We start from the raw sequence: 13,594 nt of genomic DNA on the forward strand, positions 1-13,594 counted from the left end.
TATTTTCATAAAATACATTTTTTACAGAGTTATTATTTCTTTTTACCCTTTCCGCCCTTTTTTCCTTTGCTGCCATGACTTCCGCTGCTGCCGTGGCTTCCCGAACTGCCATGGCTTCCGCTGCTGCCGTGGCTTCCTGAACTGCCATGGCTTCCACTGCTGCCGTGGCTTCCTGAACTGCCATGGCTTCCACTGCTGCCGTGGCTTCCCGAACTGCCATGGCTTCCACCACTTCCTGAACTTCCGTGGCTGCCATGCTTTTTCGGACCAGGGCCAGGTTTTTTATGTTTTTTATGCTTTTTATGATGACCAGGGCCTCGACCCCCACTTGATCCTCCGCTGCTTCCGTGACTGCCGGTGCTGCCGCCCTTGCTTCCACTGCTGCCATGTGATCCGGTGCTACCACTGCTGCCCTTACTGCCATGTGATCCAGTGCTACCGCTGCTGCCGGTACTGCCATGTGATCCAGTGCTACCGCTGCTGCCGGTACTGCCATGTGATCCAGTGCTTCCACTGCTGCCCTTACTGCCGCCGCTTCCAGTGCTTCCGCTGCTGTGATGTTTCTTTGTACCAGGACCATGCTTCTTATGTTTTTTCAACGGGCCTTTTCCACTGCTGCCAGACTTGCCAGAACTACCGCTGCCCTTTGAGCCTGTGCTGCCAGTACTTCCGTGACTGCCAGTGCTTCCGTGACTGCCGGTGCTTCCATGACTGCCGGTACTTCCATGACTGCCGGTACTTCCATGACTGCCGGTACTTCCATGACTGCCGGTACTTCCATGACTCTTTCCGCCTTTGCCTTTCTTATGTTTACCAGCAGGATTATTATGCATAAATGCAAGTACACCATTTGCTTCTGCTTGTTGTAATAATTCTTCAACGCCAAGATTTAACACCATTTATACACCACTTTCCAATACAATTTATTTTCTCTTTCAATTTATGAAATTGGCGTTTGTTTTGATATAGACAGATATATATTTTTCAAAACTAAAAGTCATTTAGGAAACAAATACACACCTCCAATATATATTGCATATATCTAGATAAAATATGGTATAGGGGTATTAAAGTGTTAAAATACGAAATTTTAATAAATCCTAAATGGTTAAGAAAATTGGAATATGATATTTGGAATGACGATTTAGTCCCAGCTGTGTTAAAGATTGGAAACAATCGCTATAAAATCAGCCTTTCGTACCGCGGCAATGTAATTAGAGATAAGAAAAAGAGATCCTACCGGATTGTATTTGAAAAGCCATTTACAAAGAATGGCGCCCATGAACTTCATCTTAATGCCGAGTTCTCAGATATATCCTTGTGCAGGAACAAACTATCACTAGATTTTTTTGATCGGATCGGCGTTATATCTCCTCACTCACGCCATATACTTTTATACGTTAACGGATATTGTAAAGGTATTTACTTAGAAATAGAATCATTAGACCAATACCTCCTGGAAAAAAGAAATTTACCGGATGGTGCCATTATTTACGCAACCAATAATCGAGCGAACTTCTCCTTAATAACGAAAAAAAATGAACCAAAAAAGAGGCTCGACCAGGGGTATACGCTAAAATATGGCAATAAAGAAGATATGGAACATTTACGGAGTTTCATTGCGATGATAAATGTGCTAAAAAATGAGGATTTTAAAAGAGAAATCGTCAATATATTGGATGTAGACAAATATTTAAGATGGCTTTGTGGCGTGGTCTGTACACAAAACTACGATGGATTTATCCATAATTATGCACTCTACAAAAATGGAGAAACAAATTTATACGAAATCAGCCCTTGGGACTATGACGGTACCTGGGGAAGAAACCTCCATGGCCGGCTCCTTGATTATGATTACGTCCCCGTTACAGGATATAACACTTTAACTGGGCGAATTCTACACTTCCCGGAATTTAAATCGAGATATAAAGAAATTCTATCCTCTATTTTAGATAATGATTTTACCGTAGAGGTTCAAGCACCGATTATCAATGAGCTATTGGAAAAAATAAAACCCTACATCAGCCTAGATCCTTATATTGAATTGGATGAGGAAATACTGGACGAGGAAAAAAATGTCTTTTTTGAGTTTATTCGAAATAGAAATGCCTATCTTAGCAGCGAACTTTCTATTTTAATTTAGGCCTTAAGTATATGGTTTTTGACCATATTTTTTTTGCCTATTTTTCAGGTACTTGTTAAAAAAAGGCTACTTTATTAGTACAACATCATCCCATGATACATATAGATGCAGTGTAAATGTTTATCTAAATATAAGGAGGAAACTATGGGTTATGAATAAAGAGTCGATGATGCAATATGTGGGCAAAACGATTCGTGTCGATCGGGGTGGCCCTGAATCCAGGATGGGAAAAGTATTGGCCGTTTTTGAAGATTATTTTGTTCTTTTAACTGAAAGTGATGGCGTGGTTTATTACAAAACCAATCATATTAGAAGTGTGACTGAGAGTTCAAGGGATCTTTTGAAACTCGGTGTGAATATTCCAAAGAACTTCGAATACAAAACTGGCGAAAACTTTGTCAAACTATTAGAAAGTATTCGTTATCAATGGATACGAATTAACCGCGGAGGAACTGAAGCCTTAGAAGGAGTACTAAATGATGTAAGTAAAGATATTGCTTCTTTAATTGTGAAAGAAGAGGTCGTTCGTTTTTCTATGAAGCATATCCGAAACATTAGTTATGGTTTATTGCTTGAGGGCAAATCCGGCGGCAGTAAGAACGACGAGAGCAATGATGAAGATGAGAATGAGGAAGATGAAGGTTCGAGAGAGGAAAGTAACGATTAAAAATGAGTCGCTTCTCCTATGAGGAGCGACCCATAATCTCTTTAGGAGGCTGAATAATGGGATTAGAGAAATTTACTGCTGCTTTAGATTTGCTAAAAGGCTTCTATGTGAATCTATATGTAGGTGAGGAAGTTTATAAAGGTAAATTGCTTGGCGTTGAAGAAGACCATGTTGTCTTAGAAACCGACCAGAAATTTATCTTTTACTACCGAATTGATAAAATTCAGGCCATTACGAAGAATACAAGAGACTTTAAAGTTCTAAATTCTAAGACACCATTTCAAAAAACACAAAGCTTGATCGCTTTATTAAATTCATTTCAACACACCTGGGTCACGATTCTAAGTATCCATAAGCAAAGATTTAGCGGCGTGCTTAGTGAAGTAGATTCAGATTTTGTTACTTTGATTAATGGTGAAGAACGAATTTTATTAAAATTAGACTATGTGTCCAATATTCTCAAAGGATTTATAAAAGAAGAAAAAAAAGCCACGGAAAATAAGGAAGCAGCAGAAGGACAAAACAAGACAGAAAACAAACAAGAACAATCGAAGGAAAAAGCAGCTGCTAAAAAGGATAATAGTAACCAAAAATCGGATAAAAAGGATGCTGAAGCAAAAGCCGATACACACTCTGAAAAAAATGAAAAAGTGGAAATCAAGGAAAAAGATGAAATCAAGGAAAATGATGATAAGCATCAGGCGGCGGACCAAGAGCTTGCAGGCTGGTCAAAGCCATTTAAATTGGAAAGCCCGGTCGCAAATATTGAAGAGGATGAAAGTCATTCAAGTTCCGGAAATGAGGAATCAAAACCGGAGGAAAAACCAGCTCCAGTATTGCTTAAGACTGTAGTAAAAAAGAACAGCGATAATCAAAATGATAATAAATCTAAAAATCAAGAGAAAACAAAACAGGTTGTTTCACAAAAAGAAACAGCGAAAGAAAAAAATGAGCAAAAGGCAAAACAAGTGGCAAAGTCTGATACTACTGCTGCTAAAACAAAGGAAAAAACAAAATCGGAAGCTGTATCACGAAATAAGAAAGAAATGAAAACAACGGAAACCGCTCCAGCCAAATTAAAAGATAAAATAACAGCAGAAACCGCGCAATCCCCATCTGCTACCACAAAATTTGAAAAGGGCCAAAAAGAAAAGAGATTTATATGGAATGCCTTCGAGCAGGAAAAGAAATCCTCCCGTTTTGCCGGTGAAGGAGCAGTCGGTTCAAATGTAAATCCTTCCCCATTCGAGGGTGAAATCGTGTCAGGATCGATGGTGAAATCTTTACCATTTGCCGAAATCGCATCTGGCTCCAGCAAGAACTCATACTCGTTTGCTGAACCTGCAAAAATAAAGAGATTCAGAGTTTATTAATAAAAAAAGCTGTTTATTATTTATGACAATATCAAGTAATCATTCAACCATTTTAATTGTCCACACTAATCCCCTTTTACAAAAGTGAGCTGGGGTCCATTATGTTCATCCACTTTTTTATTGAAAGGGTATGTTGAAGCCCCTCTCTTTTTGTAAACGTCACTTCTTTGGAAAGGAGTGTGTGAAATGAATTTTAAAGAAGCAATTGGAAAATATATCAAAATTGAAATTGCCGGCAAGAAACTTTTAAGCGGCATGCTGATTGATGTTGGCGGTGATTTGTGTGTATTGTTTAACGGGACTGATTATCTTTATATCCCTACCATTCATATACAAAACTGGCAGTATCTCAAACAGGATGAAATTGAGGAAATCACAATCAGTAATGAACCTACCCCTATCTATAATCATAATGAAGATATCTCTTTAAGAAAAATCCTTACATCTGCGAAGGGTATTTTTACAGAAATCTACGTTACAAGTAAACAAGCACTGCATGGTTACATTATCAGCATCATGAACAATTATTTTGTGTTTTACTCACCTATTTATAAAACCATGTTTATCTCATTAAATCATTTAAAATGGCTTATACCTTACACAAATAATAAAAGACCTTATGGCCTAAGCAACTCCAATTTACCTGTTAATCCAAGCAGTATCACCTTTGCTCGATCATTCGAAATCCAAATAGAAAAACTAAAAGGAGAACTGGTTGTCTTCAACATTGGAGAAAACGAAAATGTCATTGGCAAAATCCAAAACATAAAAAACAACTTCGTCGAATTAATCTCAGCCAAAGAAGACCCAGTCTACCTCAACCTCCATCACATCAAAACCCTCCACATGACGTAGCAACTATCTGTGCCCATCTGCCCGCAAAGTAAACAAGCTCTAGGCACAAAATAAAGTGGTGTCAGGCACCGCCCGTGGAAAATTAAGAAAGGCTGAATCATATTCTTATTGTTTCTGATTCAGCCTTGTTGTTTTTTTGGTAGGCCTTTTTTCAAAGTTATAACTTTGTTTGAAGTTTTTCAGCCTCTGATATTATCCTGCCGATTAATTTGCTCACGGTTATGTTTCTAGCCAGCCTTGGACTTTGTCCGGACCAGAGTGACATATATTCGTGGTTTCCTTTGGCGGCCGAGGCTTTTCTAATTGCCTTTGTCAGTTCGTTCTGCACTGGATAGTCTGGTAGATGATCCTCCATTTGTTCATGTTTTTCGATAAACCGATTGTTAATCCCCCTAGCCATTTTACCGGAAAAGGCTTTGGTCAAAACAGTTTGGTCCTCCTCCGCTTCTAAAATTGCCTGCTTATGCAGTTTATTGGCTCCGCTTTCTTCACATACCAAGAAGGCTGTCCCCATTTGCACTGCTAAGGCGCCCAAACATTTGGCCGCCATAACTCCACGCCCGTCCATGATCCCGCCTGCCGCGATAATCGGAATACGTACACTGTCAGTTGCTTGTGGAAGGAGGGACATCAAACCGATTAAACTTTGTTGGTCCCCGCCTAAAAACGTTCCGCGGTGTCCGCCCGCTTCCATCCCTTGGACCACAACCGCATCCATCCCTGCTTCTTCATTCAATTTTGTTTCCTGTACTGTAGTGGCCGTTCCAATCAGGATAATGGTATTCTGTTTAAGTTTGGCTGTGATTTCTGCTGACGGCAGCCCAAAGGTAAAGGAACACACTGGGATTTTTTCTTCGATAATGATATCCACCTGTTCATGAAACTTCTTTAGGTCTTCTTCGAAACTAGGGAGACTTGGATTACCCTCTATTCCCAATTCCTCCTGCAGAGGTATTAAAACGGATTTGGCATTGTTAATCTTATCCTCATCGACATGATAAGTACTTGGAACAAATAAATTCACACCGAAATTACTTGAAGTTAACTCACGAATTTCATGAATTTGCTGCCTCAATTGACTTGGACTTAAATAACCCGCGCCAATCATTCCGAGCCCACCGCTATTGGAAACAGCGGCAACTAATTCCGAAGTTGTCACCCCTCCAGCCATTGGCGCCTGAATAATTGGATACTTAACTTCCAGCAACTTCGTTAAAGAATTTTCCCACATATTCTACCTCCTCTATACAAACTTAACTATAACGATTAAATTCGTTATCCTGCAAGATAAATTCGGAAAATAATGATATTTCTGGTAAGCAACAATGAGAAACCGCTCCAATATTATGGTAAGCTATCGATATAAACAAAGTGTGAATGGATAAGTGGGGGTCTAAATGGAACGAATTATTTTGTATGATGGGGTCTGTAATCTTTGCAATAAGAGCGTCCAATTTATTATAAAAAGGGATTCCTCAGGCCAATTCAAATTTGCATCCCAGCAAGGTGTCGCCGGACAAAACCTGCTCAAGAAATTCACCTTACCCCCTAAGATGAACAGTTTTGTGCTAATAGAAAATGAAAAAATCTACCTTGAATCAACGGCAGTACTTAAAGTTTGTAAGGATCTTTCAGGGGCATGGAGACTCCTCGCTGTTCTGTTCGTCATCCCCCTCCCCATTCGTGACCGGCTTTATAAAACAATTGCCAGCAACCGATATAAGTGGTTCGGAAAAACAGAAAGCTGCATGCTTCCAAAACCGGAATGGAAAAATAGATTTTTAGATTAATGCTGCTAAACTAAAACAAAACAGCCCCTCTAGGTGCTGTTTTTTCCTTTTTAAAGATTTCAAGAACCGGTAAACGACCTTTTATGAAAAGCACCAATATACTTAAAAATTTCCTCACCGCTATCAGGCAGCGCAGTGTCAGGCCCTAATTTAATAAACATGGCCCGATAAGGTTCAGGTACCCATATATAATGATGAATGTAATCAGTTATGATAAAGCCGCATTTTTCCCAAAAGCGAATTCTTGCGAGGTTTTCGTCGGTCTGGTCAGATTCAACCTCTATAACAAGATTCTCACATTGGCCTTCCTGTGCCGCCCATTCTTTAATATAAGTAACCATGTTTTTACCAATTCCCTGGTTTTGATACTCCTCTGGGACAGCGAGGTAATCAATTAATAACGCAGATATTCCAGCAAGTTTTCCGCTGATTGCCATTGCCGTTGCCTGATTATCCAAAAATCCCACGTGCAAACAACAAAGCTTCTTCCTGAACATGTTTCGGATAATCTTCTCCGGCTTTGCTCCCTTACCAAGAAAAGCCTCTTCATAAATAGGAAAAACCTTACCCCATATAGCCTCATCAAAGTAGTCAATTGTTTTAAATTCCAATAATGGACAACCTCCATAAAGTACTTTCTATCATCATACACATAAAATTCCATTTAAAAAAAGACCCTTGAACAAAGTCAAGGGCCAAAGCGAGAACCTAGCGGTCACAACTAAGTCTCAAATTAGGAGGTCTAAACTCAGAAGAATTTAAACAACTATAGTGTAACATTTTCTAAAAATTCATTCAATAGTTTAAAGTGTTAAAGACTAAAAGTATTTTAAAAATTCAGGAAAACACTATACTTTTTTACCAACCCTCCCCATCATTTACTTAACTTTTCCAATAAAATTTCATTATTGACAAACATGTATATACAAGTCATAATGAAAACGTAATCAAAACTTGTATATACAGGTAGAAACCAACAGGTAAACTCATACAAAACCTGTATAAAATTAAGGGTTTGATAAAAATATAGGAAACAAATGGGTATTACCCATTCGTTAGGGGGAAATCAGATGAGTAAATACACAGATCCTTCAAAGGAATTACTCAAACATATTGGCGGTAAAGAAAACATTGCTGCCGTTACTCACTGTGTAACTAGAATGCGGTTTGTTTTAAAGGATCCATCGAAAGCCGATGTAAAAAGTATTGAATCAATCGGACTTGTTAAAGGTACATTTACCCAAGCTGGCCAATTTCAAGTCATTATTGGAAATGAAGTTTCTAGCTTTTATAATGAATTCGAAAAAATTGCAGGTGTTGAAGGCGCTTCAAAAGAAGAAGCAAAAATTGCAGCGAAGAAAAATCAAAACTGGCTGCAGCGGATGATGGGGCATTTAGCCGAAATCTTCACACCATTAATTCCAGCCCTTGTTGTCGGCGGTTTAATCCTTGGATTCCGAAATATTATTGGCGACATTAAACTATTAGATGATGGAACAAAAACAATTGTAGAAGTTTCTCAATTTTGGGCCGGAGTCCACTCATTCCTTTGGCTGATTGGTGAGGCGATTTTCCACTTCCTCCCTGTCGGCATCACCTGGTCTGTAGCCAAGAAAATGGGCGCATCGCAAATTCTTGGTATCGTTCTCGGAATTACCTTAGTATCACCGCAATTGCTAAATGCTTATGCCGTTGCGGGAGCGAAAGAAATTCCTACATGGGATTTTGGTTTTGCACACATTAAGATGATTGGTTATCAAGCTCAAGTAATCCCTGCGATTCTAGCTGGCTTAACTTTAGGCTTCCTTGAAACGAGACTGCGTAAAGTAGTGCCAAATTCAATTTCGATGATTGTTGTGCCATTTTTTGCACTGGTTCCGACTGTATTAATTGCTCACACAATTTTAGGGCCGATCGGCTGGCAAATTGGTTCAGGCATTTCTCATGTGGTTTATTCAAGCTTAACCTCTTCCTTCGGCTGGTTGTTTGCAGCAATCTTTGGATTTGCTTATGCTCCACTAGTCATAACAGGCTTACACCATATGACAAACGCAATTGACCTTCAATTGATGAGTGAGCTTGGCGGTACAAACCTATGGCCAATGATTGCTTTATCCAATATCGCTCAAGGTTCAGCCGTTCTTGCGATGATTTTCATCAACCGTAAAAACGAAGAGGAAAAGCAAGTTTCAATCCCGGCGACCATTTCATGTTACCTTGGGGTGACGGAGCCGGCAATGTTTGGTATTAACCTGAAATATGGTTTCCCATTCTTAGCAGCCATGATTGGTTCCATGGTTGCAGGCGTTGTATCTGTAGCAAGCGGTGTTATGGCTAACTCAATTGGTGTCGGTGGTCTTCCTGGCATCTTATCGATACAAGCAAAACATATGGCGATGTTTGCTGTCTGCATGGTCATTGCCGTTGTTGTTCCATTCCTGTTAACAACCATCTTTGCAAAAACGGGAATGAACAAATTTTCTTTGAAAAAATAACTCCAATCAAGGAGGGAGAACAGCTCCCTCCTTTTCACATTAAATACATTAGGCAGGTGCAAAAAATGTCAACAGCTTGGTGGAAAAATGCAGTCGTTTATCAAATTTATCCAAAAAGCTTTAAGGATACAACCGGTAATGGTACCGGAGATCTTCAAGGCATCATTGAAAAACTCGACTATCTGAAAAAATTAGGTGTCGATGTTCTATGGCTCACCCCTATATATCAATCGCCACAGCGAGATAATGGGTATGACATTAGCGATTATTACAGCATATATCCCGAATATGGCACAATGGATGATTTTGAACGGTTGCTGAATGAAGCCCATAAGCGCTGTTTAAAGATCATGATGGATATTGTCATCAATCATACCTCAACAGAACATGAATGGTTTAAGCAGTCAAAATCCTCAAAAGATAACCCGTACCGTGACTTCTACATTTGGAAGGATGGTGTAAACGGAGCACCGCCAAACAACTGGCAGTCTAAATTTGGCGGTTCTGCTTGGGAGTATGACGAAACGACTGGCCAATATTACCTTCATCTTTTCGATGTGACCCAAGCGGACCTCAATTGGGAAAACGAAAAGGTCCGCCAAGCCTTATATGAAATGATGCATTTTTGGCTTAAAAAAGGAGTCGATGGCTTCCGTCTTGACGTTATCAATCTCATCTCAAAAAACCAGCAGTTCCCGCAGGATGAAACGGACGGACGCAAATTTTACACTGATGGTCCAAGAATCCATGAGTTTCTGCACGAGATGAACGAAAGGGTTTTTTCAAATTATGATTTAATAACGGTCGGTGAAATGTCGTCTACCTCTATTGATCATTGCATCGATTACACAAAACCCGAACGGGAAGAATTAAATATGGTGTTTAGCTTCCATCACCTGAAGGTTGATTACCTGAATGGCGATAAGTGGACGAATGCGGATTTCGATTTCGATGCCCTTAAAAAGATTCTGTCTAACTGGCAAATAGAAATGATTAAGGGAGGCGGCTGGAATGCCCTTTTCTGGTGCAATCACGACCAACCACGCGTGGTATCGCGATTTGGGGATGATGTGAAATACCATAAAGAATCAGCGAAAATGCTAGCCACTGCGATCCACATGATGCAGGGCACCCCTTATATTTACCAGGGGGAAGAATTCGGAATGGCCAATCCGAACTTTAATTCCATTGAGGACTACCGTGATGTAGAATCCTTGAATATTTTTAAAATCAAGAAAAACGAGGGAATGAGTGAACAAGAAATCCTTACTATCTTGAAGCAAAAGTCACGGGATAACTCAAGAACACCGGTACAATGGGATTCCAGCCGCAATGCTGGGTTTACGGCAGGTACTCCATGGATTAATACAGCGGAAAATTTCTTTGATATCAATGCCGAAAACGCCATGCAAGATCACGATTCTATTTTCTATTATTATCAAAAACTTATTCAGCTTAGAAAAAATCACGATATCATAACAGACGGAGACTTTGAATTAATTTTAGAAGATGACAAAGAGGTTTTTGCGTATGTTCGTTCCAATGGCGTTGAAAAAATGCTTGTTCTAGTTAATTTTTACGGGAAAGAAAAAGCGGTCACTCTCCCATCTCACTTACATCTTGATGGTGAACATTGTGAAATGTTAATCTCTAATTATGAGGATTCAGCTGCACTTGGGAGCCAAATTCATTTGCGGCCATATGAGTCCATCGTTTACCTTATGAAGAAGTGATTGGTGATGTCTTTATGACAAACAAATATTTAACCATCTACAATACGATTGTCGAACAAATTAAAAGCGGAGAAATCCTACCTCAGACGCTCCTGCCTTCTGAGAATGAATTAACAGAACACTTCCAGACATCAAGGGAAACTATCAGAAAAGCGTTAAATTTGCTATCGCAAAATGGATATATTCAAAAAGTCCGCGGCAAAGGTTCCATCGTCATCGATGTCTCCAAGTTCGACTTCCCTGTTTCCGGACTAGTCAGCTTTAAAGAGCTTGGCCAAAAAATGGGCCGGAAACCGAGAACCATCGTGAATGAGTTGGAATTAATGAAACCGGACGGCTATATTCGCCAGCAACTCCAGCTGTCCGGGAAAGATCAGGTCTGGAAGGTCGTGCGGACACGAGAAATCGGCGGAGAAAAGATCATTTTAGATAAGGACTTCCTAAATAAAAAGTTTGTTCCAGAATTAACAGAAGAAATTTGCGCAGATTCTATTTATGAGTATTTGGAAGAAGACTTGAATCTTACCATCAGTTTTGCGAAAAAAGAAATAGTGGTCGAAGAACCGACGGATGAGGACCGTGCCCTTCTGGATCTTGATGGTTTTCATAACATCGTTGTTATTAAAAACCTTGTATACCTGGATGATGCCAGTCTATTTCAATACACGGAATCCCGGCACCGCCCCGATAAGTTTCGGTTCGTCGACTTTGCCCGAAGGACAAATTGATTATGAATGGAAATCTCTTGTAAAAGAGGTTTCCTTTTTGATTTTTTGCTACAATAAACCTAACTTAAGAACCTGAGGTGAAAAGTATGTGCGGGCGATTTACCTTAACAGCAACAATTGATCAGATTCTTGACCGGTTCGATATACAAGCTTTCCTTGACGAGGAAAATTATTTGCCAAGCTTTAACATTGCCCCCTCTCAACTGGTATTGGCAATCATCAATGATGGCACGTCCAATAGGATGGGCTTTTTAAAATGGGGGTTGATTCCTCCCTGGGCCAAGGACATGTCGATTGGTCATAAAATGATCAATGCTCGGGCAGAAACTTTAACAGAAAAACCAAGCTTCCAAAAGCCGTTCCAGAAAAAGCGCTGCCTTATTATTGCGGATAGCTTTTACGAGTGGAAACGAAATGATGATAAAACGAAAACACCAATGCGGATTAAACTGAAGGATGATAACCTTTTTGCGATGGCCGGACTTTGGGATAAATGGAAATCCCCCGAAGGGCAATCTGTCTTTTCCTGCTCTGTCATAACAACTGCCCCGAACGAATTGATGAAGGATATTCATGACCGAATGCCGGTCATTTTAAAACCGGAGGACGAACATAAATGGCTTGACCCCTCGATTACGGATACGAATTTCCTTAATCAATTCCTGGTGTCATTTAATAAAGATCAGATGGAAGCATACGAGGTCTCTTCGCTTGTAAACTCGCCAAAAAACAACTCGATTGATCTCATTCAAAAAATATGCTAACGCACATTTTTTCCGACTATGGACAAGTTGCCTATATGCACGTCCACATTCTGTCATATGATGTACTAACCCATTAAGTTTTTCCTTCTTTTAAGTGGCCGGAAGCCACTTTCTTTTTTTGTCCGAAAACCCATCCGTATAAATGGTCTGTATCACATATAAAGTGAATACAATGTAAAATACCATCAACAAATAACCAGGGGCCCCCCACTAAATTGCAATGACTTGTTGATACCTTTTGTTTTTAGAGGTGAGATGATTGGTTTTCATTCCAACAAATTTGAATATTTGTTATTTAAAAGTTGGCACACCTGACCATAAGAGCGCTGTTTCCTTTGGTCAAAATATTTATTTGGGAATCAATACAGTTGGGAAGAAAAATCAGGGATTCGGCCAGCAGATGGCCGATGATTCTACAACCGTTTTTCCTATCGGAATCATATTTGATGATGAAATGATTGATATGCCTTCGATTAAAAGCGAACCCAAGCCGGGGCCGCACGCCTAAAAATTGAACAGGAGTGATTGGTTTGAATATTGCACCTATGGCCATTAATTTCATTGGTTTTAAGATTAACGCAGTGGATAATACCTCTGTCATCAACTTTGGGCCGAACCAATTTATCGATCAGTTTCTATCTTATAAAAGAAACCAAGGAGTCGGCGAACAAAACGGTGATATCTCCCCTGTCAACATTCCGATTAACTATGTAATTGATCCAGACATTAATGATAGTGGAACAGTCAAAAACAGTGTTGTATAAATTTATGAACGAAAAACTTAATCGACAACGAGGTGAACCTTTTGATCTTTGCACCAATGAACATCAATCTTGGTGATATAAAAATTAATGTTTTCGACCACGCCTCCGTCATGAACATGGGCCCCAATCTATTTATCGACCAATTTGTTTCCTATAAACGGAATCAAGGCTATGGAGAGCAAAACGGCGACTTTGTACCGCTTTATATTCCAATTTGCACGGTATATGACCAAGATATCAGTGACAGTTGGTCAGGAAAAAGCAGTTTTATTTAGTATATCG

16 protein-coding genes are annotated in these 13,594 nt (G+C 39.6%); 12 read left to right on the forward strand and 4 right to left on the reverse strand.

The annotated features are described in order from the left end of the window. A partial coding sequence (locus KHB02_RS08105; protein WP_241113776.1) for a hypothetical protein occupies nucleotides 1–580 on the reverse strand: 580 nt, incomplete at its 3' end. A gap of 15 nt (nucleotides 581–595) precedes the next feature. Then, on the reverse strand, nucleotides 596–886 hold the full coding sequence (locus KHB02_RS08110; RefSeq protein WP_213140125.1) for a hypothetical protein: 291 nt from the start codon (nucleotides 884–886) through the stop codon (nucleotides 596–598). 186 nt (nucleotides 887–1,072) lie between these two features. Between KHB02_RS08110 and KHB02_RS08115 the strand changes: the two genes are divergently transcribed. The 4 genes from KHB02_RS08115 (at nucleotide 1,073) to KHB02_RS08130 (ending at nucleotide 5,038) form a co-directional block, all read left to right on the forward strand. Next, a complete protein-coding gene (locus KHB02_RS08115) occupies nucleotides 1,073–2,143 on the forward strand; it encodes a CotH kinase family protein (RefSeq protein WP_213140126.1) in 1,071 nt (356 codons plus the stop codon). Between the two features lie 151 nt (nucleotides 2,144–2,294). Further along, nucleotides 2,295–2,810: a hypothetical protein gene (locus KHB02_RS08120; RefSeq protein WP_213140127.1), complete on the forward strand. Its 516-nt coding sequence runs from the start codon at nucleotides 2,295–2,297 to the stop codon at nucleotides 2,808–2,810. Between the two features lie 56 nt (nucleotides 2,811–2,866). After that, nucleotides 2,867–4,183, forward strand: coding sequence for a hypothetical protein (locus KHB02_RS08125; RefSeq protein ID WP_213140128.1), 1,317 nt, complete (start codon nucleotides 2,867–2,869; stop codon nucleotides 4,181–4,183). A 186-nt stretch (nucleotides 4,184–4,369) separates the two neighbouring features. Beyond that, complete coding sequence (locus tag KHB02_RS08130; RefSeq protein WP_213115724.1) at nucleotides 4,370–5,038, forward strand: DUF2642 domain-containing protein; 669 nt, start codon at nucleotides 4,370–4,372, stop codon at nucleotides 5,036–5,038. A 157-nt stretch (nucleotides 5,039–5,195) separates the two neighbouring features. Here KHB02_RS08130 and KHB02_RS08135 read toward each other — a convergent pair whose 3' ends face one another. After that, on the reverse strand, nucleotides 5,196–6,269 hold the full coding sequence (locus KHB02_RS08135; RefSeq protein WP_213140129.1) for an NAD(P)H-dependent flavin oxidoreductase: 1,074 nt from the start codon (nucleotides 6,267–6,269) through the stop codon (nucleotides 5,196–5,198). Nucleotides 6,270–6,435: 166 nt separating this feature from the next. Here KHB02_RS08135 and KHB02_RS08140 point away from each other — a divergent pair, with 166 nt between their 5' ends. Beyond that, nucleotides 6,436–6,828: a thiol-disulfide oxidoreductase DCC family protein gene (locus KHB02_RS08140; RefSeq protein WP_213140130.1), complete on the forward strand. Its 393-nt coding sequence runs from the start codon at nucleotides 6,436–6,438 to the stop codon at nucleotides 6,826–6,828. 59 nt (nucleotides 6,829–6,887) lie between these two features. Here the strand turns inward: KHB02_RS08140 and KHB02_RS08145 are convergent, their stop codons facing one another. Then, on the reverse strand, nucleotides 6,888–7,439 hold the full coding sequence (locus KHB02_RS08145) for a GNAT family N-acetyltransferase (protein WP_213140131.1): 552 nt from the start codon (nucleotides 7,437–7,439) through the stop codon (nucleotides 6,888–6,890). 459 nt (nucleotides 7,440–7,898) lie between these two features. Here KHB02_RS08145 and treP point away from each other — a divergent pair, with 459 nt between their 5' ends. The 7 genes from treP (at nucleotide 7,899) to KHB02_RS08180 (ending at nucleotide 13,587) form a co-directional block, all read left to right on the forward strand. After that, a complete protein-coding gene (gene treP, locus KHB02_RS08150) occupies nucleotides 7,899–9,323 on the forward strand; it encodes a PTS system trehalose-specific EIIBC component (protein WP_213140132.1) in 1,425 nt (474 codons plus the stop codon). A 65-nt stretch (nucleotides 9,324–9,388) separates the two neighbouring features. Beyond that, on the forward strand, nucleotides 9,389–11,056 hold the full coding sequence (gene treC, locus KHB02_RS08155; protein WP_213140133.1) for an alpha,alpha-phosphotrehalase: 1,668 nt from the start codon (nucleotides 9,389–9,391) through the stop codon (nucleotides 11,054–11,056). A 14-nt stretch (nucleotides 11,057–11,070) separates the two neighbouring features. After that, nucleotides 11,071–11,784 carry a trehalose operon repressor gene (gene treR, locus KHB02_RS08160; protein WP_213140134.1) on the forward strand — a complete coding sequence of 238 codons (714 nt, stop codon included), beginning with the start codon at nucleotides 11,071–11,073 and terminating at the stop codon, nucleotides 11,782–11,784. Between the two features lie 86 nt (nucleotides 11,785–11,870). After that, a complete protein-coding gene (locus KHB02_RS08165) occupies nucleotides 11,871–12,548 on the forward strand; it encodes an SOS response-associated peptidase (RefSeq protein ID WP_213140135.1) in 678 nt (225 codons plus the stop codon). A 259-nt stretch (nucleotides 12,549–12,807) separates the two neighbouring features. Beyond that, nucleotides 12,808–13,056: a hypothetical protein gene (locus KHB02_RS08170; protein ID WP_213140136.1), complete on the forward strand. Its 249-nt coding sequence runs from the start codon at nucleotides 12,808–12,810 to the stop codon at nucleotides 13,054–13,056. A gap of 13 nt (nucleotides 13,057–13,069) precedes the next feature. Continuing rightward, complete coding sequence (locus KHB02_RS08175) at nucleotides 13,070–13,312, forward strand: hypothetical protein (protein ID WP_378581689.1); 243 nt, start codon at nucleotides 13,070–13,072, stop codon at nucleotides 13,310–13,312. A 32-nt stretch (nucleotides 13,313–13,344) separates the two neighbouring features. Beyond that, entirely contained in the window at nucleotides 13,345–13,587 is a 243-nt protein-coding gene (locus KHB02_RS08180) for a hypothetical protein (protein ID WP_241113777.1), read from the forward strand. The last annotated feature ends 7 nt before the right edge of the window (nucleotides 13,588–13,594 follow it).

This window comes from Neobacillus citreus, from assembly GCF_018343545.2.
Lineage (GTDB): Bacteria > Bacillota > Bacilli > Bacillales > Cytobacillaceae > Neobacillus > Neobacillus citreus.

Excerpts from the sequence above, each read along its gene's own strand:
- KHB02_RS08120 (WP_213140127.1), top strand. The coding sequence starts at position 2,295 with ATGAATAAAGAGTCGATGATGCAATATGTGGGCAAAACGATTCGTGTC.
- KHB02_RS08125 (WP_213140128.1), top strand. The coding sequence starts at position 2,867 with ATGGGATTAGAGAAATTTACTGCTGCTTTAGATTTGCTAAAAGGCTTC.
- KHB02_RS08130 (WP_213115724.1), top strand. The coding sequence starts at position 4,370 with ATGAATTTTAAAGAAGCAATTGGAAAATATATCAAAATTGAAATTGCC.
- KHB02_RS08135 (WP_213140129.1), bottom strand. The coding sequence starts at position 6,269 with ATGTGGGAAAATTCTTTAACGAAGTTGCTGGAAGTTAAGTATCCAATT.
- KHB02_RS08140 (WP_213140130.1), top strand. The coding sequence starts at position 6,436 with ATGGAACGAATTATTTTGTATGATGGGGTCTGTAATCTTTGCAATAAG.
- treP (WP_213140132.1), top strand. The coding sequence starts at position 7,899 with ATGAGTAAATACACAGATCCTTCAAAGGAATTACTCAAACATATTGGC.
- treC (WP_213140133.1), top strand. The coding sequence starts at position 9,389 with ATGTCAACAGCTTGGTGGAAAAATGCAGTCGTTTATCAAATTTATCCA.
- treR (WP_213140134.1), top strand. The coding sequence starts at position 11,071 with ATGACAAACAAATATTTAACCATCTACAATACGATTGTCGAACAAATT.
- KHB02_RS08165 (WP_213140135.1), top strand. The coding sequence starts at position 11,871 with ATGTGCGGGCGATTTACCTTAACAGCAACAATTGATCAGATTCTTGAC.